Source organism: Sphingobium cloacae, assembly GCF_002355855.1.
GTDB lineage: Bacteria > Pseudomonadota > Alphaproteobacteria > Sphingomonadales > Sphingomonadaceae > Sphingobium > Sphingobium cloacae.
In genome coordinates, this window is the sequence record NZ_AP017655.1 from 2394736 (window position 1) to 2420160 (window position 25425).

Consider the following 25425-nt stretch of genomic DNA (forward strand, 5'->3'; position numbering starts at 1 on the left):
ATGGTCATCGCCGCCGCCCTGCGCGCCTTCCCGATCCTGTTCCATGCCGCGACCCGGCGGCTGCTCCTCAAGTCGCTGGCATGGACGCTGCTGATCTTCCTGGCGCTGGGCGGGGCGCTATGGGGCGTCTTCCACCTCGTCCGGCTCCATTTCGACTGGGGCGGCGGGGGACTGGCCGAAGCCGCCGCGACCGCCCTCGCCATGGTCCCGCTCGGCTGGCTGCTGTTCCGCGCCGTCGCCATGGCGGTCATGGGCTTCTACGCCGACGAAATCGTCATGGCGGTGGAACGGGACAGCTATCCGCAGGCCGCGCGCGAAGCCCGTCCCATGGGCCCGGCCCGCAGCCTGCGCTTCGCGCTCGCCTCGCTTGGCCGGACGCTGGGCTGGAACATCGCCGCCCTGCCAGCCTATCTGGTCCTCATAATCACGGGCGTGGGCAGCATCGGCCTGTTCCTGGCCCTCAACGCCTATCTGCTCGGCCGCGATCTCGCCGACATGGTGCAACCGCGCCACCCTTCGCTGCCGCCGATCCCGCGCGGCAGCCGGTGGCTGATGGGCCTCGTTTCGGCGCTTCTTCTGATCCCGCCCTTCGTCAACCTGCTTGCGCCGGTGTGGAGCGCGGCTATGGCGGTGCACATGCTGCACGGCGTCAGAAGGAAAAGCGCATGAAACCCTCCCGTCTGCTCCCCGTCGCCCTGCTGTCGCTGCCGCTCGCCGCCTGCGGAGCGGGGGGCGTGGTGCCCCAGACGCGCCAGCCCGCGCCGCCCGCCGGTCCACCCGCCAGCGCCTTCATGAAGACCGGCCCGCTCATGGGCATGGACGCGCGGCACCTGACGCAGATGCTGGGCACGCCGCGCCTCGACATCCGCGAAAGCACCATGCGCAAACTGCAATTCGCCAATGGCCGCTGCGTGCTCGACGCCTATCTCTATCCGCCGGGGCAGGGGAAGGAGCCGGTCGTGACCCATGTCGACGCCCGCGCGCCTTCGGGCGCCGATGTCGACCCGGCCGGTTGCGCCACCTCCTTGCAGGGGCGCTAGATCGAAAGCCGCCCCATCGCCCATCTCGCCGCCTCGGCCACGACCGGATCGGGATCGACCGCCAGGGGCCGCAGCTTCTCCATGAGGCGCGGGTCGCCGCTATTCCCCGCCGCGATCGCCGCATTGCGGACCATCCGGTCGCGGCCGATCCGCTTGATCGGCGAGCCGGAGAAGATCTCCCGGAAAGCCGCATCGTCCAGCGCCAGCAGATCCTCTATCGCCGGAGCCGCCAGCTCCGCCCGCCCCACAAAGGCGCGGTTGGCCGCCGCCCGGTCGGCGAACTTGTTCCACGGGCACACCGCCAGGCAATCGTCGCAGCCATAGACGCGGTTGCCGATGGCGGCGCGGAACTCCTCCGGGATCGGCCCCTTATGCTCGATGGTGAGGTAGGAGATGCATCGCCGCGCATCCACCACATAGGGCGCGGGAAAGGCATCGGTCGGGCAGGCGCTCTGGCAGGCGGTGCAACTGCCGCAATGATCCACCTCGCCTTCATCGGGCGTCAGCGCGATCTCGCTATAGATCGCGCCCAGGAACAGCCAGCTTCCATGGGTCCGGCTGACAAGGTTGCTGTGCTTCCCCTGCCAGCCCAGCCCCGCCGCCATCGCCAGCGGCTTTTCCATCACCGGCGCGGTGTCGACGAAGACCTTGAGCGCGCCGTCCTGCTGCGCCACCAGCCATCGGGCCAGCGCCTTCAGCCCCTTCTTGACGGTATCGTGATAATCCTTGCCCTGCGCATAGACCGAGATTCGCGCCCGGTCTCCCGCATCGGCCAGCGCCAGCGGATCGCGTCCCGGCGCATAGCTCATCCCCAGCATGATGACGCTGCGGACATCGGGCCACAGCCCCTGCGGCGACCCGCGCTGTTCCGCGCGTTCCTCCATCCAAAGCATCTCGCCATGATGCCCCGCGCCCAGCCATGCGCGCAGCCTTTGCCCGGCCTGCGGCGCGGCGTCGGCGCGCGCGATGGCGCAGGCGGCAAAGCCCAGCCGCGCCGCTTCCGCTTTCAGGCGCTGTTCCAAGGTTTCGATTTGCACTGGCATCGGCTGTCATTATCTGGGGCATATGAACGGCGATAAATCGACCCCGCACCCCGCCTATGCCGTCGAAGCCAAGGGGCTTGTCAAGTCATTCGGCGACTTCCGCGCGGTGAACGGCGTCGACATCGCCGTGCCCGCCGGGTCCATCTATGGTGTGCTCGGCCCCAATGGCGCGGGCAAGACCACGCTGCTGCGCACCCTGCTGGGCATCATCGACCCGGACGAAGGATGGCGCACCCTGCTGGGCGATCCGCAACCCCTGCGCCAGTCGCACCATATCGGCTATCTCCCGGAAGAGCGCGGCCTTTACCCCTCGATGAAGGCGTTCGACGCCATCGCCTTCATGGGCGCGCTGCGCGGGTTGCCGCTCAAGACGGGCCGCGAACGCGCCCGCGCCATGCTGGAGGCGCACGGCATGGGCGCATCCGCCGACAAGCCCATCCGCCAGCTTTCCAAGGGCATGGCCCAGACCGTCCAGCTTTTCGGCACCATCGTCCACCAGCCGCGCCTGATCGTGCTGGACGAGCCCTTCTCCGGCCTCGACGCCATCAACCAGGGCAAGCTGGAGGTGCTGATTCGCGAACAGGCCCGCACGGGCGTGACGGTGCTCTTCTCCACCCATGTCATCGCCCATGCCGAACGATTGTGCGAGCGGATCGCCATCGTCGCGGGCGGACGCATCCGCTTCGAAGGATCGGTCGCCACCGCCCGCGACCGGCTCCGTCCGCAGGTGACGCTGCGGACGCGGGCGAGCGAGGGACCATGGCGCGCCGCCCTGCCCGCCGATACGCTGGCGCAGGACGGGGCGTGGCATTTCGCGCTGCCCGACGGCGGGATCGAGCCGCTGCTGCGCGCGCTGCTGGACGGCGATGCGGGGATCGAGAGCCTGTCGATCGAACGCCCCGGCCTGCACGACGCCTTCGTCGCCATCGCCGGGGAAGCGGTCGCCCGCCAGATGGAGCAGGACCGGGCGCGGGAGGATGCGGCATGAAGGATATGATGCGCGCCGCGATGGTCATCGCGCGGCGGGATTTTTCGGCGGTCATCCTGACCCGGACGTTCCTGTTCTTCCTGCTGGGGCCGCTTCTGCCGATCCTGATCGGCATGGCGTTCGGCGGCCTTGGCGAGAAGATCAGCAGCGACAGCCTGCGCCCGGCGGTGGGCCTGTCGATGCCGCCCGCGGAAGCCGCCCGGATGCTCGACGCGCGGGAAGCCATCGCCCGCCGCATCGGCGCGGATCATATCTCCGCCCTCAAACAGGCGCCATGGCCCGCCGACCCTTCCCGCCTGCTGGCCGACAGCGAAGCGGGTTATGTCGCGGTCGTCTCCGGGACGGTCGACCAGCCGGTATTGACGGGCCAGCCGTCCGGCATCGCCCGGCTGGAAGGCGACGTCCGCCTGATCGCCAGCGCCGCCAAGACCCGCGCCATCCTGCCCGAAGTGCATGTCGAGCGGCATCCCGTGGCACGAAGCGCCAGCGGCCAGACGCAGGCGCGGCTGGCCACCGGGCGCGGCGCGCAGATCGTGATCTTCCTCCTCACCATGCTGCTGGCGGGCATGGTCCTGTCCAACATGGTGGAGGAAAAGAACAACAAGGTGATCGAGATTCTCGCCGCCGCCGTGCCCATCGACGCGGTGTTCCTGGGCAAGCTGATGGCGATGCTCTCGATGAGCTTCATCGGCATCCTCTTCTGGGGCGGCTGCGCCATGGCGGCGCTGACGCTGCTGGCCGGGCCCGGCTTCGCCCCGCCCGCGCCCGCCGTCGGGTGGCCGGTCTTCCTGCTGCTCGGCGTGCTCTATTTCGCCATGGCCTATTGCCTGCTCGGCTCGCTGTTCCTCGGCATCGGGGCGCAGGCCGCGACCGTGCGGGAAGTGCAGACGCTCAACATGCCCGTCACCATGGGGCAGATGGTGGTGTTCTTCTTCGCCACCTATGCCGTCGACCATATGGGCTCCGCGCCGGAGATCGCAGCGGCGGTCTTCCCCTTGTCGTCCCCCTTCGCGATGATCGCGCGGGCGGCGCAGGACGCCGCGATCTGGCCGCATGTGCTGGCGCTCGCATGGCAGGCGCTATGGGTCGGCCTCATCATCCGCATGGGCGTATGGCTGTTCCGCCGCCATGTGCTCAATGCGGGCGCGAAGCGTCCCCTGTTCCGGCGGCGGGCGACGCCGCCGGTCTGATACGGCCCATCCTCAATGCCGGAAATGGCGCATCCCGGTGAAGACCATCGCCAGCCCCGCTTCGTCCGCCGCCGCGATCACTTCCTCGTCGCGGATGGACCCGCCCGGCTGGATCACCGCGCTCGCGCCCGCCTCGACCGCCGCCAGCAACCCGTCGGCAAAGGGGAAGAAGGCGTCCGAAGCGACCGCCGACCCGATGGTGCGCGCTTCGCTCCAGCCGGCCTTCTCCGCCGCGTCCTTCGCCTTCCACGCGGCGATGCGCGCGGATTCGAGGCGGTTCATCTGCCCCGCGCCGATGCCCGCCGTGCTGCCGCCCTTCGCATAGACGATGGCGTTCGACTTCACATGCTTGGCCACGGTCCAGGCGAACAGGCAGTCGGTCAGTTCCTGCTCCGTCGGCGCGCGTTTCGTCACGACCTTCAGCATGTCCCGCGTCACCCGCCCATTGTCGCGGCCCTGCACCAGCAGCCCGCCCGCGATGCTCTTCATCATCAGCCCTTCGCGCGCCGGATCGGGCAGCTCGCCCGTCAGCAGCAGGCGCAGATTCTTCTTCTTGGCGAAGATCGCTTTCGCTTCCTCGTTCGCGTCCGGCGCGGCGACGACTTCGGTGAAGATGCCGCTGATCGCCTCCGCCGTGGGGCCGTCCAGCGGCCGGTTGACCGCGATGATCCCGCCGAAAGCCGACACGCTGTCGCAGGCCAGCGCCGCCTCATAGGCTTCGATCAGCGTTGCGCCCGTCGCCACGCCACACGGATTGGCGTGCTTCACGATCACCACGGTCGGCGGTCCGTCGCGGAACTCGCTCACCAGCTCCAGCGCCGCGTCGGCGTCGTTATAATTATTGTAGCTCAGCTCCTTGCCCTGCACCTGCTTCGCCTGCGCGATGCCGTTCGCGGCAGGCCCGACCGGCAGGTAAAGCGCCGCCGACTGGTGCGGATTCTCGCCATAGCGCAGCGTCGCGCCCAGCCTGCTCGCCACCGCCAGCGTGTCGGGGAAAGACTGCCCCTGATCGGCGAAGGCGAACCAGCTCGCGATCATGGAATCATAAGCCGCCGTCGCCGCATAGGCTTTCGCGGCCAGCATCCGCCGGAAATCATAGCTGGTCGCGCCGCCCTTCTCCGCCATCTCCGCGATCAGCCGGGCATAGTCGGCCGGATCGGTGACGATGGCGACGCTCTCATGATTCTTGGCGGCGGAGCGCACCATGGACGGCCCGCCAATGTCGATATTCTCGATGATCTCGTCCCGGTCCGCGCCCCGCGCCACCGTCGCGGCGAAGGGATAGAGGTTCACCACCACCAGGTCGATCGCGCCGATGTCATGCTCCTGCATCGACGCCACATGCTCGGCATTGCCGCGCACCGCCAGCAGCCCGCCATGCACCTTGGGATGCAGCGTCTTGACGCGGCCGTCCATCATTTCGGGAAAGCCGGTGAGGTCGGAAATATCCTTCACCTCCAGCCCCGCCTCGCGCAGCGCCTTGGCCGTGCCGCCGGTCGACACCAGCTCCACGCCATGCTGCCCCAGCGCCCGCCCCAGTTCGATAAGGCCCGCCTTGTCGGACACGGACAGAAGGGCGCGCTTGATGGTGACGTCAGTCATGGATTTCCCTGCTTTTCGGATTCGCCAGAAGGATTCCGCCCAGCCCTTAGTGCCCCATGCGGCAAAAATACAGCCTTGCGATGGGTATGGGTGGAGGAGGGGCGGTTTCGGCCGATGATGGTCGCTAAGCCGCCTTTTAAGATTATCTATGGCGGATATTCTTGCGACACCATAAGGTAACCCGGTGCGGATCGTCCTCATATCCTCGGCCATATTAATACTCGTCGCGTGTGGCGAACCCGATGCGACCATTCCAGTGGATCAAGGCACTGGTTTCCGAGATGGCTATCTCGTGCAAGTCACCCGTTCCGGAAACATTGAATGGAACGGCGCTAAGATCGATGAAACGGAGTTCAAGCGTTACGTCGGGCTATATGCTGCAATGCCTAAAGAAGCCGGCCGTTTGTGGGTCGAATTTGAACCTGACGCGCCATCAAGCCGGATTGCGTTTGTTCGGCGGCATGTCGTGGGCAGCGGGCTTTGCAAACAGCAAAGATGCGTAGAGGGTTTATGGAATGTGCCACGACCAGTCGTTAATTGAACCAGCACTCACCCCACCCGCTTGAACAACCACCCGATGCTTGACCCGCCGGGCAGCGCCTCGCCCGTCACGACGAGCTGCTGCGTGGGGTAAGGGCGGCCGTCGGCGTCCACCCACAGGCTTTCCTCGACCGAGAGCTTCCCCGCGCTCGCCCGGAACTGCCACAGCGCCCCCATGTCGATCCGCAGCAGCGCGCCCATGCCGTCCGCCGTGCTGGTCGGCTCGACGCCGGGAGCCAGATGGAAACGCAGTTGCAGCGGCATCCGGGCGGGTTTCTTGCGCCGCTCCGCCGGGGTCAGCATGTCCTCGCCCCGGATTTCCTTGCCGTCCCCGCTCATCAGCAGCAGGCGGCGGTGGATATAGCCCATGCGCCGGACATAGCCGTCATGGCTCAGGTCGACGCGGCTGCCATTTTCCAGCTCCTGCCGGTTCAGCTCCACCTCCGTCACGCCCTTGCCCAGCGTGCCGTCGGGCAGCAGCGCAGTCGAATTGCAGTCGTCCAGGATCAGCGTGCTGTGCGCCGCCGTGGTGCGCAGCCCCTGCGCCAGGTCGCGGGTGATCCACTGCCCCTCCAGCGCCGCGCCGCCGCAATTGACGATCAGGCGGTGGGGACCGTCGCTGATCTCGATCGCGCCGGTCGATCCGCAGCCCGCCGCCGCCAGTTGCGCGACAGGCGGCGGCGCGGCGTCGATCTGCGCCACGGTCGCGCCCGCCGCCAGCCGCTGATACCCCCATTCGCGCGCCTGCCGCAGCGGGCGGGTCCGCACCCGGCTGGCCTGCACCACCGCCTGCACCCGGTCGGGCGCGATCGCGCCCGCGCCCTGCCAGTTGCCAAGGCCCCCGTCGCCATGGGTCAGCCCCAGCAGCGCCGGAACGGCCCGCGCCATGCCTTCATGCAGGAAAGCGGGCGCCTGCTCGCGCCGCGCCTCATAGACCGCCGCCACCATGGACAGCAGCATGATGCCGTCCAGCTGGTCGATGGGGGATCGGGACACGATGCCCCCATCGCCGTGGAAGGCGCTGTCGATGGCGCGCTTCAGCCCAGCCTCGCCGAACATCTTGCGCGCCGCGCCGCCGGGGATCAGCATGGAGGCCGCGACGATCGCGCCCCACGCCACCAGCCGCGGCAGGCCCACCGGCGTCTTGTCCGCGATCTGGTCCAGATGGCGCGCCGTCCGCGCGATGCAGTTCAGCACCAGCGAGCGATAGACCAGATCGCTCGACGACAGGATCAGCGGCGCATGGGCCGTCCAGAACAGCAGCCGCCAGCCCGCATTGTCCGCCCGCCATGCCGGTTCGCTCGGCACGTCGGCATGGGCGGAAAGCCATTGGCGCATCACCCCTTCGGCGACCGGCGCGCCCTGCTCGCGCGTGGCGACGCTCGACAGGTCGCGCAGCCAGCGGAAACCGTGGACATGATCGGTGAAGCCCGGCGTCAGGTCCAGCCTGGCGAAATCCAGCGTATCGATGGGCTGCCTCATGCCCCGGAACAGGAAATAGCCCGCCCGGATCGCCTGGCCCGCCGCCAGATCGCCCGGAATCTCGTCCTCCGGCACGGCCAGCAATTTCAGCGGATATTTGCCCTTGAGGCGGCGGCCGTGCAGCGGCGTCTTCCAACTGAGCAGGTAGAAGCGGTTGGCGATCCTCTGGGCCAGCGAAAGCCCCTTGTCATCCGTCAGGCGGATGAGCCGCTTGCCCTGCTCGATTCCGTCGTCCTGCTTTTCTGCCTCGAAATCCTCGGCTCCGGCCGGATCGGAATGGGGGAATGGGCGCTTGTGGTCCTTCACCCGCCCCTGAGCTTTCGGATATTGCCGGCATAGGCGGACGGCCCGCCCCGGAAGGTCGCCGTGCCCGCCACCAGCACGTCCGCGCCCGCCGCGATGGCGCGCGGCGCGGTGGTGAAGTCGATGCCGCCATCGACCTGCAGGCGGATGTCGCGCCCGCTCTTGTCGATCATCTTGCGAATGGCCTCGATCTTGCGAAGCTGGTTCTCGATGAAGCTCTGCCCGCCGAAACCCGGATTGACGCTCATCACCAGGATCAGGTCCACGTCATCCATCAGGTAATCCAGCATCTTGGCCGGGGTGCCGGGGTTCAGCACGACGCCCGCCTTCACGCCCAGCGACTTGATATGCTGGACGGAGCGGTGGATATGCGGCCCCGCTTCGGGATGCACGGTGATGATGTCCGCGCCCGCCTGCGCGAAGGCGTCCAGATACAGGTCCACCGGAGAGATCATCAGATGCACGTCGAACGGCTTTTGCGAATGCGGGCGCAGCGCCTTCACCACGGCGGGGCCGATGGTGATGTTGGGCACGAAATGACCGTCCATCACGTCGATATGAACCCAGTCGCATCCCGCTTCGTCGATGGCGCGGACTTCCTCGCCCAGACGGGCGAAGTCGGCGGAGAGGATGGAGGGCGAAATGAGGATCGGGCTGGTCATGGACCCCTCGCCTTAGCGGCGGAAAAAGGCCGGGGCAACGCATCATTTCGTCCCGCTGCGGCGGCGGCGCGCTTTACCGTGGCGATGCCCGGGAAGCGGGTTGAAAATCATGGGAAATCCCCGCCGCGCCCCTGGCCAGCCTCTGCTTCGCGCCGTGCAGGCCGGTCACCGCGCCCTGCACGACCAGCGGCGCGGCGATCAGGCGGACCGCGCAACGCCCGCCCGTCGCGCGGTCGATGTCGACATCCAGCGTGAAGCCCCGCCGGTAACGGATCGCATAGCGCGCAGCCTTGCCATCGCCTCCCGCGAGTCCGGCGCATAGAGCGACACGGCATGGGCGCGCGTGACCTCGCTTCGCCGATCCAGCCCGAAAATGTCGAACACCCCCGCGGTCCAGCGCAGCTTTTCGGTGGCGAGGTCGCAATGCCACAGGCCCATGCCGCGCGCCGCCAGCATCGCATCGTTGCGCAGGATGCCCTGGTCCAGCGTCAGCGGCGCCAGATGCTCCCGCAGGTCATGGAGCGGCCAGCTATGGTGCAGCGGCAGGGGGCTCGATCGGGCGCATGGGCGAAGTCTAGCGGCGGAGGGTTAAGCTCCTGTTGCCGTCCGCGCCAGCCGGGCGACGAAAAAGCCGTCCGCGCCGCCCTGCGCGTCCAGAGCGCCGGGCAGGGTGCGGACCCATCCCTCCCGCGTCGGCGCGATCCCGGCGGGCAGTTCGTCCGCCAGCGCGGGGCAGGGCGCGAAATCCGGCCGTCCGGCAAGGAAAGCCGCGACCTGTTCCTCCCCCTCCGCCCGCTCCAGCGAGCAGGTGGCGTAGATCATCGTCCCGCCCGGCTTCACCCAGTGGGCGGCGCGATCCAGCAATTCGGCCTGCAACGCCGCCAGTTCCGCGATCTGGCGCGGGCCGATGCGGTGCAGCACGTCGGGATGGCGGCGATAGATGCCGGTCGCGCTGCACGGCGCGTCCAGCAGCACCGCGTCCGCCGGCTCGTCGGGCGCCCATGTCCGCAGGTCGCCCTGCACGATGGCGGCGGACAGCCCGGTCCGCTGAAGATTCTCGCTGAGCCGCTCCAGCCGCTTCTTCGACTGGTCCACCGCGCTCACGCGCCACCCGGCGGCGGCCAGCTGCATCGTCTTGCCCCCCGGCGCGGCGCACAGGTCCAGCACCGCGCGCCCTTCGCCCGGCCCCAGCAGCCGCGCGGGGCAGGAAGCGGCAATGTCCTGCACCCACCAGCCGCCCTCGCCAAAGCCGGGCAGTTCCGGGATCGCGACGCCCTCGGCCAGCCGCACATGACCGGGCGCGAGGCTGGTCCCGCCCAGCCGCTCCGCCCAGCCGTCCGTATCCCCCGCATCGCGCAGGCTGACATCGACCGCAGGCCGCGCCCCATAGGCCCGCGCCGCCGCCTTCGGCATCTCTTCGCCCCATTGCGCCGCCCAGCGCGCCGCGACTTCGCCCGGCAGGATCGGCGGATCGGGCAGCACCGGCTCCGCCCGCGTCACCGTGCCGAACACGCCATGGACCAGCTTGCGCGGCCCGCCATCGACCAGCGGCAGCGCCGTCGCGATGGCGGCATGAGGAGCGGTGCCGAGCGCCAGCACCTGCGCCAGCGCGATCCGCAGCACCATCCGCGCCTTGGCGTCGTCCGGCAGCGGCTGGCGCGTCGCGCCGTCGATCAGCGCGTCGAGATCGGGCAGATGGCGCAGCGTCTCCGCCGCGATGGCGTGGACCAGCGCCTTGTCGGGCGCGGGCAGTCCCTGCGCCGCGCCGTGCAGCGCCCGTTCCAGCGGCTCGCCCCGCCGCAGCACGGCGTCGAGCAGCCGCAGCGCCCCGCGCCGCGCGGGCAGGCCGGTTATGTCGTCAGGTCGGGAGGGTCGCGCCATTCCCCGCGCCTAGGCTATTTTGCGCCCTGGCGCAAAGCCGCCCTTCAATCCCGCCGCAACGGATCGAGCGCGCTCGACCGGCGGCGCGTGGGCGTGGGCGTGGGCGCGCCCACCGGCGACAGCGCCGAAGCGCGGGCAGGCGCGGCGCGCACCGCAGGCGGTCCCATCCGCGCCGCCATGTCATGCAGCGCCGCGATCCGCTTTTCCGTCGCGGGGTGGGTGGAGAAGAGTTCGCTCACATGCGTCGGCACGATATAAAGCTGCGCCGCCGCCGGATTGCGTTCCGCCACCGGATTGGGGATCCGTTCCGCCTGTCCGGAAATCTTCGCCAGCGCGGAAGCCAGCGCGCGCGGATCGCCGCTGATCTCCGCTCCCGCCTTGTCCGCGCCATATTCGCGCGTCCGGCTGATCGCCATCTGCACGATCATCGCGGCGAAGGGCGCGACGATCACCGCCAATATCCCGGCGAGCATATTGCCCTGCCCGTTGCCGCCATGGCCGCGGAAGAACAGCCCGAAATTCGCCAGCATCGAAATCGCGCCCGCGATGGTCGCCACCATCGTCATGATAAGGGTATCGCGATTCTTCACATGGCCCAGTTCATGCGCCATCACACCCGCCACTTCCTCGCGCGTCAGCATGGACAGCAGGCCCGTGGTCGCCGCCACCGCCGCATTCTCGGGGTTCCGCCCGGTCGCAAAGGCATTGGGATGCGGTTCGTCGATCAGGTAGACGCGCGGCATCGGCAGCCCGGCCCGCTGCGCCAGTTCCCGCACCAGCCGATAGAAGTCCGGCGCGCTCGCCTCATCCACTTCCCGCGCATGATGCATGGACAGGACGATCCTGTCCGCATTCCAGAAGGTGAACAGGTTCATGCCCGCCGCCGCCAGCAGCGCGATCACCGCGCCGCCGCTGCCGCCCAGCGTGTAACCCAATGCCATGAACAGCGCCGTCAGCGCCGACATCAGCATCACCGTCTTGAAACCGCTCACTTGCACGATCCTCCTTTGCCGCCCAGAATATGGCGATGACATGAATATGGGGTGACGCCCGCGCCCCCGCAATCGAAAGGCCCACCATGGGACAGTATGAAGGCAAGCGCCCCGCGCATGTGAAGCCGCCCGCGCATCTCTCCAAAAGCCCGCCCGTGCCGCAACCGGACCCCATCGATAAAGTCCCGGAACAGACCGAGGAACTCAGCCCCACCCGCTATGGCGATTGGGAGAAAAAGGGCATCGCCATCGACTTCTGACGGCGCCGCCCCGCACGGCCCGCCGACGATTCGGCACGGCTGACGCCGGTCCGTGCCCGTGGCGCGGGGGAGCGCCCGCCCGCACCCTAGCCATGCCCGCTCCCTTCCGTGCAGGGTTTCCCTTGTAAATCGAGGTGTAGATCGAGGGTTGCGGGGTCTTGCGTTGAATCTGGTTGCGGATGTTCAGGTGAAGGCGGTTTCGGAATATGCGCCGGAGGACGCGGCGCTGCTGTGCGGGGTCGGGCGGCTGGTCTGCGCCTGGACCATGATGGAACAGAGCCTTGAAACCAAGATCGCCATGATGCGGCAGGCGATGGGCGACGTGCGCACCGTGGGCACCCGCAACCGGCCCAGCATGGCCAAGCTGATGACCGAACTGCGCACCATGGTCACCATGCGCGACCGCCGCAACGCGACCGCGCTCAACGAAATCTCGGCGATCGAGCGCGACATGCAGCGCGTCGACCGTTTCCGCGCGCTCATCATCGGCGGCTTTCAGGAACCCGCCGCCGGCGGCTTCACCTGCCGCGATCCCCGCAACCAGCAGGTGCATGTGACGCTGGAACAGCTCGACGCGGAAATCGTCGCGCTCGAACAGATGGGACAGCGGCTGCTGGAAGTCTGACAAGCCCCAGATACAGGCCATGGTTCAGGGCCGATAGTTCAGGAGAGCGATGCTTGACCTTTTCCCCCCGCGCGGCGATGCAAAGCCGTGCGCGCCGCCAGTGAGATTGGAGAGTCATGTCGAACAAGCCTATTCGCAAAGCCGTCTTTCCCGTCGCGGGCCTGGGCACGCGCTTCCTCCCCGCCACCAAGGCGGTGCCCAAGGAATTGCTGCCGGTCGTCGACCGTCCCCTGATCCAATATGCGGTGGACGAAGCGCGGGAAGCGGGGATCGAGCAGATGATCTTCGTCACCGGCCGCGGCAAGGGCGCGATCGAGGATTATTTCGACATCGCCTTTGAATGCGAAGCCACGCAGCGCGAACGGGGCAAGGACCTCTCCGCGCTGGAAGGCACCCGGCTCGACCCCGGCAACGCCGTGTTCCTGCGCCAGCAGGAACCGCTGGGCCTGGGCCACGCCATCTGGTGCGCCCGCGACATCGTGGGCGACGAGCCGTTCGCCATCCTCCTGCCCGACGAATTCATGAAGGGCGCGCCCGGCCAGGGCTGCATGAAGCAGATGGTCGACGCCTATGGAAAGGTCGGCGGCAACCTCGTCTGCGCGCTCGAAGTGCCGATGGAGCAGACCCCCAGCTATGGCGTGATCGACCCGGGCGCCCGCGACGGCGCGCTGACGCAAGTGAAGGGCCTCGTCGAAAAGCCCGCGCCGGGCACCGCGCCCTCCAACCTCATCCTGCCGGGCCGCTACATCCTCCAGCCCGACGTGATGAAGATCCTGGAAACCCAGGAAAAGGGCGCGGGCGGCGAAATCCAGCTGACCGACGCCATGGCGTCGCTGATCGGGCGGCAGCCCTTCCACGGCGTGACCTTCGACGGCCGCCGTTTCGATTGCGGGTCGAAGGCGGGCTATATCGAAGCCAATCTGGCGCTGGCGCTGGAACGCGAGGACCTGCGCGACCACATCCGCGCCTTCGCCACCGCCGAACTGGGGCTGGGCAAGGTCGCGGCAGCGGCCTGATCCGGCGGCTGGTTTGAGTGGATTGTGGCCATTAAGCCCCTCCCCTTCAGGGGGAGGGGAAGACAGAAGGTCCCCTTCCGGCCAAATCCAGTCCTCCTGAAACCGCCAACAAAAAAGGCGGCGCAACCTCTCGCGCCGCCCCAAAAATCGTTCCTGAATAACCTTCAGAACGGCACTTCATCATCCAGGTCATTGTCGAAATTCGGCCCGCCCGCGCCGCCGCGTCCGCTGCCCTGGGAGCGGCCGCCGCCCTGACCGCCGCCGAAATTGCCGCCGCCGCCGCCGCCGAAATCGTCATAATCGCCGCCGCCAAAGCCGCTCGACCCGCCCGACCAGTCGCCGCCGCCCGACGAACGGCCCCCGCCGCCGCCCTGACCACCGCCGCCCGGCGCGCCGTCCAGCATGGTCAGCACCGCGCCCGGCCCTTGCAGCACCACTTCGGTGGTGTAGCGGTCGTTGCCCGACTGATCCTGCCATTTGCGGGTGCGAAGCTGCCCCTCGACATAGACCTTGCTGCCCTTGCGCAGATAGCGTTCCGCCACCCCGGCCAGCCCTTCGCCGAAGATCGCCACATTATGCCATTCGGTGCGCTCCTTGCGCTCGCCGGTCATGCGGTCCTTCCAGTTTTCGGACGTGGCGATGCGGATGTTGCACACCTTGCCGCCGCTCTGGAAGCTGCGGACTTCCGGGTCCGCGCCCAGATTGCCGACCAGAATGACCTTGTTCACCGAGCCCGCCATGATCCCTCCAAAGCGTCCAAAGCCGCCCTTATAGAGCGCGGCGCGTCCGGGTAAAGAAGCGATCTAGCCCAGGCCGAGGGCGGTCGCCGTCCAATAGGTCGCGCCGGCCGCCAGATAGGCCAGCACGAACAGATAGCCGACCATGAAGGCGGGCCATTTCCACCCGTTGGTTTCCCGCCGCGTCACCGCGATGGTGGAGATGCATTGCGGCGCGAAGATGAACCAGGCGAGAAAGGCCAGCGCCGTCGGCAAGGGCCAGTTGTCCTTCAACCGCTCGCCCAGGCTCCGTTCCAGCTTCTCCTCATCGTCGCCCGCGTCGATGGAATAGACCGTCGCCAGCGCCGACACCGCCACTTCCCGCGCCGCCATGGCCGGGATCAGCGCCAGCGATATGTCGCGGTTGAAGCCCACCGGCTCCAGCACGACGTTGAGCCCGCCCGCGATCCGTCCGGCGATGCTGTGGTCGACCTGGCTGGCGGGATTGTCGTCCGGCACCCGCGGAAAGCTCAGCAGCACCCACAGGATGACCGTGGACGCGAAGATGATCGTCCCCGCGCGCTTGAGGAAAATGAACGCCCGCTGCCACAGGCCCAGCACGATGTCCTGCCATCGCGGCCATTGATATTTGGGCATTTCCATCAGGAATCCGCCGCTCTTCCCCTTGGTGACGGTCATCCGCAGCGCCAGCGCCACCAGCATCGCCCCCACGATCCCCGCCAGATAGAGGATGAACAGCACCAGCCCTTGCAGGCCGATGCCCCATCCCACGTCACGCGCCGGGATGAAGGCGCCGATGATGACCGCATAGACCGGCAGCCGCGCCGAACAGGTCATCAGCGGCGCGATGAGGATGGTCGTCAGCCGGTCCCTGGGATCGGATATGGTGCGCGTCGCCATGATCCCCGGCACCGCGCAGGCGAAGGAGGAAAGGAGCGGGATGAAGGCCCGCCCCGACAGCCCCACCTTCTCCATCAGCCCGTCCATCAGGAAGGCGGCGCGGACCATATAGCCGGTCGCCTCCAGCATCAGGATGAAGAAGAACAGGATCAGGATCTGCGGCAGGAACACCACCACCGACCCGACGCCGTTGATGACCCCGTCGACCAGGAAGGACCGGAATATGCTGTCCGGCAGGGCGTCGCTAACGGCCCTGCTCGCCGTTTCCGCCAGCCCCTCGATCATCGCGATGGGCGCTTCGGACCAGGCGTAGACCGCCTGGAACATCACGAACAGCAGCCCCAGCAGCAGCAGCAGGCCGAACACCGGATGCAGCGCCACCCGGTCCACCGCCGCCGTCCACCGCCGCGACGCCGTTTCCCTGACGATGGCCGCCCGCGCGATCCGCCGCGCCTCGGCCCGCAGCGTGTCGAAATCCCGCTCGGCGGAGACGGGGCGCGGTGTCGCCGCCTCCCCGTCGATCAGTCTTTCCAGATCCTGGCGCAGATGGTCGAGGCCCCGCTTGCGCACCGCGACGGTCGGGATGACCGGCACGCCCAGTTCCCGCGACAGCACCGCCGCGTCCAGTTCCAGCCCGTCCCGCGTCGCCAGATCGACCATGTTGAGCGCCACGATCGTCGGCAGCCCCAGCGCGATCAGTTCCAGCGCGAAACGCAGATGATTGTCGAGATTGGACGCATCCACGACGATCACCAGCGCGTCGGGCCGCTTCTCGCCATCCTGCTTGCCCAGCACCACGTCGCGCGTCACCTGCTCGTCGGGGCTGGCGGGCGACAGGCTGTAGGTGCCGGGCAGGTCGACCAGCTCCACCGGCCGCCCGTCGGACAGCGACAGCCGCCCCGCCTTGCGCTCCACGGTGACGCCCGGATAATTGCCCAGCTTCTGCCGCGCGCCGGTCAGCGCATTGAACAGCGCGCTTTTCCCGGCATTGGGATTGCCGACCAGCGCGACCAGCGGCAACGTGCTCATACCGCTTCTCCCTCAGCCGCGATTCTCTCAGGCCCCGTGCGCACGGTGATCGCCGCGGCATGGCTGCGGCGCATGGCGATGGTCATGCGCCCGACCTTGCAGGCAAGGGGACCGTGGCCGAAAATCCCGCCATGGTTCAACGCCTCGACGCTTGCTCCTTCGCACAGGCCGAACTCGCGCAGGCGCTGCCCCTCCGTCTCCGACAGAGCGTTCCAGTCGATGGCGTCCACATAGGCAGGCTGTCGCAGCGGCAATTCGGTCAGGCGCAAGGAAGGGCACTCGTTCAACGGCATTTTGCGAGTCACTATCAATTACCGTCCGGCAAGGCCAGCCCGAATCGGCGGGCTTCAGGTTGGGCGGGGATGGTAATGGCGGTTTTGGGTGGAAGGCGAACGATCTGCTTTGCCCGTCGCCGTTCGCTTTCAGATCGCGGGATAGCGCAACCGCCCGATGAACCGCGAGAGGCTGAGCCGCTCGCCGCCGCCCGCGCCCCTGAACCGCGCCTTGGTCCGCTCGAAACGCATCACATCCTCGATCCGCCGGGCCAGGAAGGCGCGGCTTTCCGCATGATCGTCACTCTCATCGTCCAGGAACACCAGGAGGGTCGCCGCATAGACGCCCGCCAGCGTCGTGCGCTTGCTGTAATGGCTGAAATCCGTCGCCTCGTCGCCGGCCGCGCGCCACATCGCATCGGCGGCGCGCCAGCCCAGCTTCGCCGCGCGGGCGGCGTTACGCGGCATGGCCATGACCGCGACCGCCCGGCGCAACGCCTCCCGGTCGGGCGCGAGCAGGGTCAGGCGCGCTTCGACCAGAGCGGTGATTCGCGCGCGGATCGACAGGCTGGCCAGCGTTGGCGCGGGCAGCGCATCCGTCATCCGCGCGTCGATGCTGGCGAACCATGCGTCGATCATGTCCATCGCCCCGCCGGGAAAGGCCAGCGCCGCGATGTCCGCGTCGATGCCTTTCCCGGCCGCGGCCATGGCAATGGCTTCCGGTTTCCAGCCGTCGAAAGCGGCATGGCGCGCCAGCAGGGGGGCCAGCGCGTCGCGCATTTCGTCCAGGGTCGGCTCTTCCATGGTCATCCTTTCCTTCTAGAGCATGGCCCGGCGGGGGGAAACGCGTTTTTCGCTATTCCGCCGCTCCGGCCCTCGCTCCCCAGGGGAGCCGCACCAGGATCAGCGCGACCGCGATCGCCACCATCCCGAAAAGGTCGATCGCCCGCATGCCTTCGTCGAACAGCATCCATCCCAGCAGCGCCGACACGGCGGGCTGGATCATCAGGCTCAGCCCCAGCACGAGCGGAGAGAACCAGCCGATGGCGTAGGTCAGCATCCCTTGGCCGATCAACTGGCTCGACAGCGCGAGCGCGACCAGCGGCGTCCAGTCGGTCGGCATGACCTTCTCCCCCATGCCGAGCGAGACCAGCAGCAGCGGCACCGCGCCGGACAGGCTGGAGACGGCCAGCACCGACCAGTTGTCGAGCCGCTGGCGCACGTCCTGCACGCTCACCAGATAGCCGGTATAGAGCAGCCCCGCGAGCAGGCAGAGCAGGTCGCCGCGCAGATAGCGGGGCGACAGTTCATAGCTTCCCCCCATCAATATCCCGCCGCCTGCCAGCGCCAGCAGCAGCGCCAGAAGCTGCGGCCGGTGCATCGGCAGGCGCAGGACCAGCAATCCCCATAGCGGCAGGGCGAGCGCGCTCACATTGCCGAAGATGGTGGAATTGGCGACCTTGGTATGGTGGATGCCCGCATGCCATGTCGCCAGATCGGCGGCGAAGAACAGGCCCGCCACGATCATCAGGCCCCATTGCCGCCGGTCCAGCGCCGCCGCCCGCAATTTCGGCAGCGCCAGCAGGAACAGGAAGGGAATGGCCAGCGCCAGCCGCCAGAAGGCCGCCGCGATCGGCCCCACATCGCTCAGCCGGACCAGAACCGGACCGACCGCCAGGAAAATATTCGCCAGGACGAGCGCGGGAAAGGCGATGACGGGTACAGGCTTTTGCGGGATGGGGATTGAACTCGCCATGGCGGCTCCCTAGCTGGCTCCGGGCGACATGTCTCGTTTCGAATTGAAACTTTCATGAAGGGAATATCTATGCCGACCCTGTTCGACCCGATCCAGCTGGGCGCCATCGCCGCGTCCAACCGCATCCTGATGGCGCCGCTCACCCGCGCGCGGGCCACGCGCGATCATGTGCCCACGCCGATCATGGCGGACTATTACGCCCAGCGGGCCGGAGCGGGGCTGATCATCAGCGAGGCGACGGGCATTTCGCGGCAGGGGCTGGGCTGGCCCCATGCGCCGGGCCTCTGGACCGCCGCGCAGGTCGAGGCATGGAAGCCCGTGACGCAGGCCGTCCATGAGGCGGGCGGGCGGATCGTCGCCCAGCTCTGGCATATGGGTCGTCTCGTCCATTCCAGCATGGCGGGCGCGCAGCCCGTCTCCTCCAGTCCCGCCGCCGCGCCCGGCGAGGCCCACACCTATGAAGGCAAGCAGCCCTATGAAACGCCGCGCGCGTTGCGGATCGATGAAATCCCCGCCCTGCTGGACAGCTATGCGGCCGCTGCCCGCAACGCCATCGCGGCCGGTTTCGACGGGGTGCAGATCCATGCTGCCAACGGCTATCTGATCGACCAGTTCCTCCGCGACGGCGTCAACCGGCGGGACGACGATTATGGCGGCAGCGCGGAGAATCGCGTCCGCCTGCTGCGCGAGGTGACGGAAAGCGTCGCGGGCGCGATCGGCGCGGACCGCACCGCCGTCCGCCTCTCCCCCAATGGCGCGACGCAGGGCACGGACGACAGCGATCCGTCCAGCCTGTTCTCCGTCGCGGCGCAGGCGCTCGACCGGATCGGCATCGCCTTCCTCGAACTGCGCGAACTCGGCGCGGGCGGCACTTTTGGCCGCAGCGACGTGCCGTGCCAGTCGCCGCTCATCCGCCGGCATTTCTCCGGTCCGCTGGTGCTCAACAGCGATTATGACGCCACGCGGGCGCAGGCCGATCTCGACAGCGGGCTGGCCGACGCGATCAGCTTCGGCCGTCCCTTCATCGCCAATCCCGACCTGCCGCTGCGCCTGCGCCGGGATGCCCCGCTCAACGACTGGGACGTGGCGACCTTCTACAGCGGCGGCGCGGAAGGCTATGTCGACTACCCCGCGCTGGAAGAGGCCGCTTAGGGCCTGTCCTGATCGGAGGGACAGGAGCGCGCCATGCTCTCGCGCGGGCGGGAGCGCGGTTCCGCCCTCCGATCCGGGCCGAGGGCACGCCCCTCGGCTCGCCTCCATATTGTCGCGGGCGTGAGAATCCGGATTCGGTCAGCCTCCGAACTGCTCGCGCAGCCGGAGCATGGCGATGGCGGCCTTTGCCGCCTCGCCGCCCTTGTCCTTTTCGGTGCGGCGGGCGCGGGTCAGGGCCTGCGCCTCGTTCTCGACCGTCAGGATGCCGTTGCCGATGGCGATGCCGTCCATGCCGAGCGCCATCAGGCCGCGCGCGCTTTCGTTCGACACCACCTCGAAATGATAGGTTTCGCCGCGGATCACCACGCCGATCGCGACGAAGCCGTCATAGCGCCCGCTTTCCGCCGCCAGCGCGATCGCGCCGGGGATCTCCAGCGCGCCCGGCACGGTGACCACGTCATATTTATGCCCCGCTTCCTCCAGCGCGGCGCCCGCGCCTTCGATCAGCAGGTCGTTGAGATGGTCGTAGAAACGCGCTTCGACGATCAGGAACTTGGCCATTCGCGATTTCCTTGTCAGAGGTCGATGGGCCGCTGGCCGACGACCGCCAGGTCATAGCCGTCCAGCGCGACGAGACTGTGGTTGCTGTTGGTGAGCAGGATCATGTCGTGCACGCCCAGCTCCGCCAGGATTTGCGCGCCCACGCCGTAATCGCGCAGTTCGTCGTCCATGTCGGGACGCGCCTTGCCCGCGTGGCGCTCCAGGAAGCGGGTGACGAATTCCGATGCGTTGCCCTGCATCGTCAGGACGACGATGATGCCCGCGCCCGCTTCGCCGACGATCTCCATCGATCGTGTCAGCAGATTGCCGCGCGGCCCGGTCGCGCCGTACACATCGTCCAGGATCGACATCTGGTGCATCCGCACCAGCGTCGGCTGCTCGGGATCGACATGCCCCTTCTGCAACACCATCTGGTCGGTCTGGGTCGCCTTGTTATAGAAGCTGATCGCCTTCCATTCGCCGCCCCATTGGCTGGCGAAGGTCGTTTCCGCGCGCCGTTCGACCATATGGTCGTGACGGCGGCGATAGGCGATCAGGTCGCGGATGGTGCCGATCTTCATCCCGTGCTTCCGCGCGAAGGGGATGAGGTCGTCGAGCCGCGCCATGGTGCCGTCGTCCTTCATCACCTCGCAGATGACGCCGGAAGGATTGAGGCCCGCCAGCCGCGCCACGTCGACCGCCGCCTCGGTATGGCCGGTGCGCACCAGCACGCCGCCGTCCTTGGCGACCAGCGGGAAGACATGCCCCGGCGACACGATGTCCTCGCGCCCCTTCGACCCGTCGATCGCGACGGAGACGGTGCGGGCGCGGTCGGCGGCGCTGATGCCGGTAGTGACGCCCTCGCGCGCCTCGATCGACACGGTGAAGGCGGTTTCGTGCCGCGTCCCGTTGTTGCGGCTCATGAGGTCGAGGCCCAGTTCGTCCACCCGGCTCTTGGTCAGCGCTAGGCAGATGAGGCCGCGCCCGTGGGTCGCCATGAAGTTGATCGCGTCGGGCGTCGCCATCTGCGCGGGGATGACCAGGTCGCCCTCATTCTCGCGGTCCTCGTCGTCGACCAGGATGAACATGCGGCCGTTGCGCGCTTCGTTGATGATCTCTTCGGGGCTGGCGAGCGCCGTGCCGCCCTCCCGCCGCAGCAGGTAGGATTCCAGCTTGCCCAGCGTTTCCGCGGTGGGGTTCCAGTCGGTTTCGCCCAGGCGGCGCAGGCTGTTGGCGTGCAGGCCGGCGGCGCGGGCGAGCCCCGAACGGGACATGCCCCCTTCGGTGACGAGCGAACGAAGCGAATCGATAAGGGCGACGGACATTTGTGAGGCGACTCCTTGTCCCGAAACGGACATGGCATCACATTCACACTACAATGTGATTCATTGCAAGAGGAAATCACATTGTGCGCTGGCGCAGGCTCTGCATCCGGTCGAGATAGCGGGCCAGCACGTCGATCTCCAGATTGAAGGCGCGCCCTTCGGGCAGCTCTTCCAGCGTCGTCGCCGCTGCCGTGTGCGGGATGATGTTCAACCCGAAATGCACCGATCCGTCCGGCTGGTCCTCCACGCCGTTCACGGTCAGCGAGATGCCGTCCACGGTGATCGACCCCTTGGCTGCGAGCGCGGGCGCAAGATCGGCGGGCGCGCGGATGACGAGGCGGGTGGAATCGCCCTCCGCCGTCGCCGACGCCAATGTCCCCACGCCATCCACATGGCCTGTCACGATATGCCCGCCCAGCTCGTCCCCGACCTTGAGCGCCCGTTCCAGATTGAGCTTGCCGCCCTGCCGCCACAGCCCCGGCGCGGTGTGCGCCACCGTTTCGGCGGACAGGTCGACGGCGAACCAGTCCGTCCCCTTCTCCACCACCGTCAGACAGGCCCCCGAACAGGCGATCGACGCCCCGATGGCCACGCCCTCCATGTCGTAACCGCACCCGATCACAAGCCGCAGGTCGCCGCGCTGCTCGCTGGAGCGGATGGTGCCGATGTCGGTGATGATGCCGGTGAACATGGAATGCTGGTCCTGAACGTCGAAAGCCGAAGATGCCGGATGCGGCTTAGAACATCATGCGCCAAAGCGGAACCACCTGCGTACATGGTCTACTTTCGGGCAGTTGCGGACATCCTTCCTCCGTTCGGGCTGAGCTTGTCGAAGCCAGTGCTGAACGAACGAAGGCACGAAAGCAGGCCGTCCGCTCATCATCCAAAGCCGTCGTCGGCACAGACCGCATGCTTCCCTGTGCCCATCGCGACGCCCTTATTTCGCGTCCTTTTCCTCCTTGGGCTCCTTGGGCGGCGGCGGGGGGACGGTGGCGGTGATCTTGCAGCCCTTGCCGACCGCCAGCCCGCGCAGATAGCCGCGCCGCGCTATGCCGGCCGCGACCGCCGCTTGCAGACGCCGCTCGGCGGGGGCCGCGCCGCTGACCTCGCGCACCAGGCCGCGAAAGGGGATCAGCGCGTTGACGATCGTCTTGCCGACCGCCTCGGCGATCTTGCCCGCGCGATTCTCATTTTCCTGCCGGTTCGCGATGAAATCCGCCCCCAATACGCCGTTCAGTTCGGTCATGTCGGCGTTCAGCGCCTTGCAGGTGCGCGAGGGCGGGGGCGCATAGGGGTTTTCCACCGCCCGTTGCAGCACTTCGGGAATCTTGTCCTTGTCGAGGCCCACATCGCGGACGGGCTGGGTGGCGATGCGGCCCGCCTTGTCCAGTGTCTCGTCCTTCTTCTCCTGCTCCTGCGCGAGGGCGGGGGCCGAAAGGATCAGGAACAGCGCGGTCGCGGCAATCATCTTCATCTGCTTATTCTCCCTGCCTTTCACAACCAGAAAGAGCGGAACCGGTTCCCTATCGAAACGAATAGCGCGGGCAGACAGGGGCGAGCGCAAGCCTTATGAACGCGGGCAGCATGGGAGGACAGGATGAAGGAACAGTTGATCGGCATCGGTTCGGGCGGACTGCGCGCCGCCATTCATCCGCTGGGCGCGGAATTATGGTCGCTGACGGACGCGGACGGGCGGGAGTGGATGACGGATGCCGATCCGCGCTGGTGGACCGGCCATGCGCCGCTGCTCTTTCCCTTTGTCGGGCGGTCGCGGGGCGATGCCTATCGGTGGGAAGGGCGGGAATACCCGATGCCGCAGCATGGCTTCGCGCGGCGCAGAGAGTTCGCGCTGGTCGAGCGGGCGGAGGACAGCGCCATCTTCCGGCTGGAGGCGGATGGGAAGACGCGGGCGGTCTATCCGTTCGATTTCCGGCTGGACATGGCGTTCGCGGTGGAGGGCGAGACGCTGCGCATGACCGCGACGGTGACGAACCGGGGAGAGGCGGACATGCCCTTTTCCTTCGGCTATCATCCCGCCTTCGCCTGGCCGCTGCCCCATGGCGGGGCGGTGGAGGAACATCGCATCGTCTTCGAGAAGGGGGAACCCGCGCCGATCCGCAAGGTGGGGGACGAGCCGGGGCTGATCGCGCGGGAGAGCGCGGCGTCGCCGGTGGACGGCGACACGCTCGCGCCGACTTATGCGATGTTCGAGGGCGACGCATTGATCTGGGACCGGCTGGAAAGCCGCAGCCTGACCTGGGGCGTGCCGGGGCACAGGCGGTTGAAGATCGGCTTTCCCGATACGCCGTGGCTCGGCCTCTGGCAGAAGCCGGGGGCGCATTATCTCTGCGTCGAGCCTTGGGCGGGGATGGCCGATCTGGTCGGCTTCACCGGCGATGTGTGGGAGAAGCAGGGGATCATGCGGCTGGCTCCCGGCGCGGCGCGCGGGTTCCGCATGGACGTGGCGCTGGTGGAGTAAGGCGGCGGCTGGCGCGGGCGGCAATAATCGCTATAGGGGCTGGCCATGACGACACCTTCCCGCCGCACCTTCGCGATCATTTCCCACCCCGACGCGGGCAAGACCACGCTCACCGAAAAGCTGCTGCTGGAAGGCGGCGCGATCCATCTGGCGGGCGAGGTCAAGGCGCGCGGCGCGAACCGGCGCGCCCGGTCCGACTGGATGAAGATCGAGCAGCAGCGCGGCATTTCCGTCACCTCCTCCGTCATGACGTTCGAGCGCGACGGCGTGACCTTCAACCTGCTCGACACGCCGGGGCACGAGGATTTCTCGGAGGATACCTATCGCACGCTGACGGCGGTGGATTCGGCGGTGATGGTGATCGACGCCGCCAAGGGCATCGAGCCGCAGACGCGCAAGCTGTTCGAGGTGTGCCGGCTGCGCAACGTGCCGATCATCACCTTCGTCAACAAGGTGGATCGGGAAGGCCGCGACCCCTTCGCCCTGCTGGACGAGGTGGCGGACGCGCTGGCGCTGGACGTGTGCCCGATGAGCTGGCCGGTCGGCATGGGCGGGACGTTCGAGGGCATATACGACTTTTCGAAGAACCGCCTGCGCCAGCCGAGCGGACCCAGCAAGGAGTTCGAGGGCAAGGAAGTCCATGTGCAGGGGCTGCGTGACGATGCGCTGGCGGACCATCTGTCGGCGCAGGGGCTGGAGACGCTGCGCGAGGAGGCGGAGCTGGCGGTGGGCGGCTATGCCGATTTCGATCTGGCGGCCTATCGGCATGGCGACCTGACGCCGGTCTATTTCGGGTCGGCGCTGAAGCTGTTCGGGGTGAACGAATTGATCGACGCCCTGAGCCGGCACGCGCCGCCGCCGCGCGCGCAACCGGCCGAGCCCGCGCCGGTGGAGCCGGAGGACAGCGAAGTCACCGGCTTCATCTTCAAGGTGCAAGCCAATATGGACCCGCAGCATCGCGACCGCATCGCCTTCATGCGGCTGTGTTCCGGCAGGTTCCGGCGGGGCATGAAGCTGACGCCCAGCGGGTCGGGCAAGCCGATCGCGGTGCATTCGCCGATCCTCTTCTTCGCGCAGGACCGCGAGATCGCGGACGAGGCTTTTCCCGGCGACATCATCGGGATTCCCAACCATGGCACCTTGCGGGTGGGCGATACGCTGAGCGAGAAAGCGGGGGTGCGGTTCACGGGGCTGCCCAATTTCGCGCCGGAAATATTGCGGCGCGTGGCGCTGAAGGACCCGACCAAGACGAAGCAGCTTCGCAAGGCGCTGGACGATCTTTCGGAGGAAGGCGTGATCCAGGTCTTCTATCCGGAGATCGGCAGCGCATGGAGCGTGGGCGTTGTAGGGCAGTTGCAGCTCGACGTGCTGATTTCGCGGCTGGAGGCGGAATATAAGGTCGCCGCCGTGCTGGAACCCTCCCCCTTCGACACGGCGCGGTGGATTTCCGGGAGCGAGGCGGCGGTCAAGGAACTGGTGGCCTATAACGGCGCGAACATGGCGCGGGACCGCGACGGCAACCTCGTCTTCATGGCAAAAAGCGCCTGGGACGTGGGCTATCAGCAGGAACGCCACCCCGACGTGAAGTTCAGCGCGACGCGGGAGCGGTAG

27 protein-coding genes are annotated in these 25425 nt (G+C 67.8%); 11 read left to right on the plus strand and 16 right to left on the minus strand.

Annotated features, from left to right (window positions below; translation table 11 throughout):
* Together SCLO_RS11960 and SCLO_RS11965 are read left to right on the plus strand one after the other, a co-directional pair.
* On the plus strand, nucleotides 1-669 hold the full coding sequence (locus SCLO_RS11960; protein ID WP_066517882.1) for an EI24 domain-containing protein: 669 nt from the start codon (nucleotides 1-3) through the stop codon (nucleotides 667-669).
* Nucleotides 666-1040: a hypothetical protein gene (locus SCLO_RS11965; RefSeq protein WP_066517876.1), complete on the plus strand. Its 375-nt coding sequence runs from the start codon at nucleotides 666-668 to the stop codon at nucleotides 1038-1040. Before SCLO_RS11960 ends, SCLO_RS11965 begins: the two co-directional genes overlap by 4 nt.
* On the opposite strand, the gene queG is transcribed toward SCLO_RS11965, so the two are convergent.
* The gene (gene queG / locus SCLO_RS11970; protein ID WP_066517873.1) at nucleotides 1037-2083 is read right to left on the minus strand and encodes a tRNA epoxyqueuosine(34) reductase QueG; all 1047 of its coding nucleotides are present in this window, start codon (nucleotides 2081-2083) and stop codon (nucleotides 1037-1039) included. The two genes, SCLO_RS11965 and queG, sit on opposite strands and share 4 nt — an antisense overlap.
* A gap of 22 nt (nucleotides 2084-2105) precedes the next feature.
* Between queG and SCLO_RS11975 the strand changes: the two genes are divergently transcribed.
* On the plus strand, nucleotides 2106-3071 hold the full coding sequence (locus SCLO_RS11975) for an ABC transporter ATP-binding protein (protein ID WP_066517871.1): 966 nt from the start codon (nucleotides 2106-2108) through the stop codon (nucleotides 3069-3071).
* On the plus strand, nucleotides 3068-4261 hold the full coding sequence (locus SCLO_RS11980; protein ID WP_066517869.1) for an ABC transporter permease: 1194 nt from the start codon (nucleotides 3068-3070) through the stop codon (nucleotides 4259-4261). The genes SCLO_RS11975 and SCLO_RS11980 overlap by 4 nt, the downstream gene beginning before the upstream one ends.
* Before the next feature lie 12 nt (nucleotides 4262-4273).
* Here SCLO_RS11980 and purH read toward each other — a convergent pair whose 3' ends face one another.
* On the minus strand, nucleotides 4274-5863 hold the full coding sequence (gene purH / locus SCLO_RS11985) for a bifunctional phosphoribosylaminoimidazolecarboxamide formyltransferase/IMP cyclohydrolase (RefSeq protein WP_066517867.1): 1590 nt from the start codon (nucleotides 5861-5863) through the stop codon (nucleotides 4274-4276).
* Nucleotides 5864-6047: 184 nt separating this feature from the next.
* Here purH and SCLO_RS23890 point away from each other — a divergent pair, with 184 nt between their 5' ends.
* Nucleotides 6048-6404 (plus strand): hypothetical protein, encoded by a 357-nt coding sequence (locus tag SCLO_RS23890; RefSeq protein ID WP_123905490.1) that lies wholly within the window; start codon nucleotides 6048-6050, stop codon nucleotides 6402-6404.
* 8 nt (nucleotides 6405-6412) lie between these two features.
* Here the strand turns inward: SCLO_RS23890 and SCLO_RS11990 are convergent, their stop codons facing one another.
* From SCLO_RS11990 to htpX, 5 genes are all read right to left on the minus strand, one after another.
* Nucleotides 6413-8110 carry a heparinase II/III family protein gene (locus SCLO_RS11990; protein ID WP_066517928.1) on the minus strand — a complete coding sequence of 566 codons (1698 nt, stop codon included), beginning with the start codon at nucleotides 8108-8110 and terminating at the stop codon, nucleotides 6413-6415.
* 77 nt (nucleotides 8111-8187) lie between these two features.
* Entirely contained in the window at nucleotides 8188-8850 is a 663-nt protein-coding gene (gene rpe, locus SCLO_RS11995) for a ribulose-phosphate 3-epimerase (protein WP_066517862.1), read from the minus strand.
* 198 nt (nucleotides 8851-9048) lie between these two features.
* Complete coding sequence (locus tag SCLO_RS23895; RefSeq protein ID WP_231923222.1) at nucleotides 9049-9306, minus strand: hypothetical protein; 258 nt, start codon at nucleotides 9304-9306, stop codon at nucleotides 9049-9051.
* 132 nt (nucleotides 9307-9438) lie between these two features.
* Nucleotides 9439-10731: an RsmB/NOP family class I SAM-dependent RNA methyltransferase gene (locus SCLO_RS12005; RefSeq protein ID WP_066517860.1), complete on the minus strand. Its 1293-nt coding sequence runs from the start codon at nucleotides 10729-10731 to the stop codon at nucleotides 9439-9441.
* Between the two features lie 44 nt (nucleotides 10732-10775).
* Nucleotides 10776-11723 carry a zinc metalloprotease HtpX gene (htpX, locus tag SCLO_RS12010; RefSeq protein ID WP_174521964.1) on the minus strand — a complete coding sequence of 316 codons (948 nt, stop codon included), beginning with the start codon at nucleotides 11721-11723 and terminating at the stop codon, nucleotides 10776-10778.
* A gap of 86 nt (nucleotides 11724-11809) precedes the next feature.
* Here htpX and SCLO_RS12015 point away from each other — a divergent pair, with 86 nt between their 5' ends.
* From SCLO_RS12015 to SCLO_RS12025, 3 genes are all read left to right on the plus strand, one after another.
* Complete coding sequence (locus SCLO_RS12015) at nucleotides 11810-11983, plus strand: DUF1674 domain-containing protein (RefSeq protein WP_083949095.1); 174 nt, start codon at nucleotides 11810-11812, stop codon at nucleotides 11981-11983.
* A 163-nt stretch (nucleotides 11984-12146) separates the two neighbouring features.
* A complete protein-coding gene (locus tag SCLO_RS12020) occupies nucleotides 12147-12608 on the plus strand; it encodes a hypothetical protein (RefSeq protein ID WP_231923223.1) in 462 nt (153 codons plus the stop codon).
* Nucleotides 12609-12724: 116 nt separating this feature from the next.
* Nucleotides 12725-13624 (plus strand): UTP--glucose-1-phosphate uridylyltransferase, encoded by a 900-nt coding sequence (locus SCLO_RS12025; RefSeq protein ID WP_066517859.1) that lies wholly within the window; start codon nucleotides 12725-12727, stop codon nucleotides 13622-13624.
* Between the two features lie 164 nt (nucleotides 13625-13788).
* Here the strand turns inward: SCLO_RS12025 and ssb are convergent, their stop codons facing one another.
* The 5 genes from ssb to SCLO_RS12050 form a co-directional block, all read right to left on the minus strand.
* Nucleotides 13789-14364 carry a single-stranded DNA-binding protein gene (gene ssb, locus SCLO_RS12030; RefSeq protein WP_066517858.1) on the minus strand — a complete coding sequence of 192 codons (576 nt, stop codon included), beginning with the start codon at nucleotides 14362-14364 and terminating at the stop codon, nucleotides 13789-13791.
* Between the two features lie 63 nt (nucleotides 14365-14427).
* Nucleotides 14428-16290, minus strand: coding sequence for a ferrous iron transporter B (feoB, locus tag SCLO_RS12035; protein ID WP_066517856.1), 1863 nt, complete (start codon nucleotides 16288-16290; stop codon nucleotides 14428-14430).
* The gene (locus tag SCLO_RS12040; RefSeq protein WP_066517853.1) at nucleotides 16287-16559 is read right to left on the minus strand and encodes a FeoA family protein; all 273 of its coding nucleotides are present in this window, start codon (nucleotides 16557-16559) and stop codon (nucleotides 16287-16289) included. The genes feoB and SCLO_RS12040 overlap by 4 nt, the downstream gene beginning before the upstream one ends.
* Nucleotides 16560-16712: 153 nt before the next feature.
* Nucleotides 16713-17372, minus strand: coding sequence for a COQ9 family protein (locus SCLO_RS12045; protein WP_066517852.1), 660 nt, complete (start codon nucleotides 17370-17372; stop codon nucleotides 16713-16715).
* A gap of 46 nt (nucleotides 17373-17418) precedes the next feature.
* A complete protein-coding gene (locus tag SCLO_RS12050) occupies nucleotides 17419-18318 on the minus strand; it encodes a DMT family transporter (protein WP_066517851.1) in 900 nt (299 codons plus the stop codon).
* A 69-nt stretch (nucleotides 18319-18387) separates the two neighbouring features.
* Here SCLO_RS12050 and SCLO_RS12055 point away from each other — a divergent pair, with 69 nt between their 5' ends.
* Nucleotides 18388-19470: an alkene reductase gene (locus tag SCLO_RS12055; protein ID WP_066517849.1), complete on the plus strand. Its 1083-nt coding sequence runs from the start codon at nucleotides 18388-18390 to the stop codon at nucleotides 19468-19470.
* 138 nt (nucleotides 19471-19608) lie between these two features.
* On the opposite strand, the gene ribH is transcribed toward SCLO_RS12055, so the two are convergent.
* From ribH to SCLO_RS12075, 4 genes are all read right to left on the minus strand, one after another.
* On the minus strand, nucleotides 19609-20031 hold the full coding sequence (ribH, locus tag SCLO_RS12060; protein ID WP_066517846.1) for a 6,7-dimethyl-8-ribityllumazine synthase: 423 nt from the start codon (nucleotides 20029-20031) through the stop codon (nucleotides 19609-19611).
* Nucleotides 20032-20045: 14 nt separating this feature from the next.
* Nucleotides 20046-21335, minus strand: a complete 1290-nt coding sequence (ribB, locus tag SCLO_RS12065; RefSeq protein WP_066517843.1) for a 3,4-dihydroxy-2-butanone-4-phosphate synthase — start codon at nucleotides 21333-21335, stop codon at nucleotides 20046-20048.
* A 76-nt stretch (nucleotides 21336-21411) separates the two neighbouring features.
* Entirely contained in the window at nucleotides 21412-22026 is a 615-nt protein-coding gene (locus tag SCLO_RS12070) for a riboflavin synthase (RefSeq protein WP_066517842.1), read from the minus strand.
* Nucleotides 22027-22272: 246 nt separating this feature from the next.
* Nucleotides 22273-22809 carry a hypothetical protein gene (locus tag SCLO_RS12075; protein ID WP_066517841.1) on the minus strand — a complete coding sequence of 179 codons (537 nt, stop codon included), beginning with the start codon at nucleotides 22807-22809 and terminating at the stop codon, nucleotides 22273-22275.
* A gap of 123 nt (nucleotides 22810-22932) precedes the next feature.
* Between SCLO_RS12075 and SCLO_RS12080 the strand changes: the two genes are divergently transcribed.
* Together SCLO_RS12080 and SCLO_RS12085 are read left to right on the plus strand one after the other, a co-directional pair.
* Nucleotides 22933-23814 (plus strand): aldose 1-epimerase family protein, encoded by an 882-nt coding sequence (locus SCLO_RS12080; RefSeq protein WP_066517840.1) that lies wholly within the window; start codon nucleotides 22933-22935, stop codon nucleotides 23812-23814.
* A 45-nt stretch (nucleotides 23815-23859) separates the two neighbouring features.
* On the plus strand, nucleotides 23860-25425 hold the full coding sequence (locus tag SCLO_RS12085; protein ID WP_066517839.1) for a peptide chain release factor 3: 1566 nt from the start codon (nucleotides 23860-23862) through the stop codon (nucleotides 25423-25425).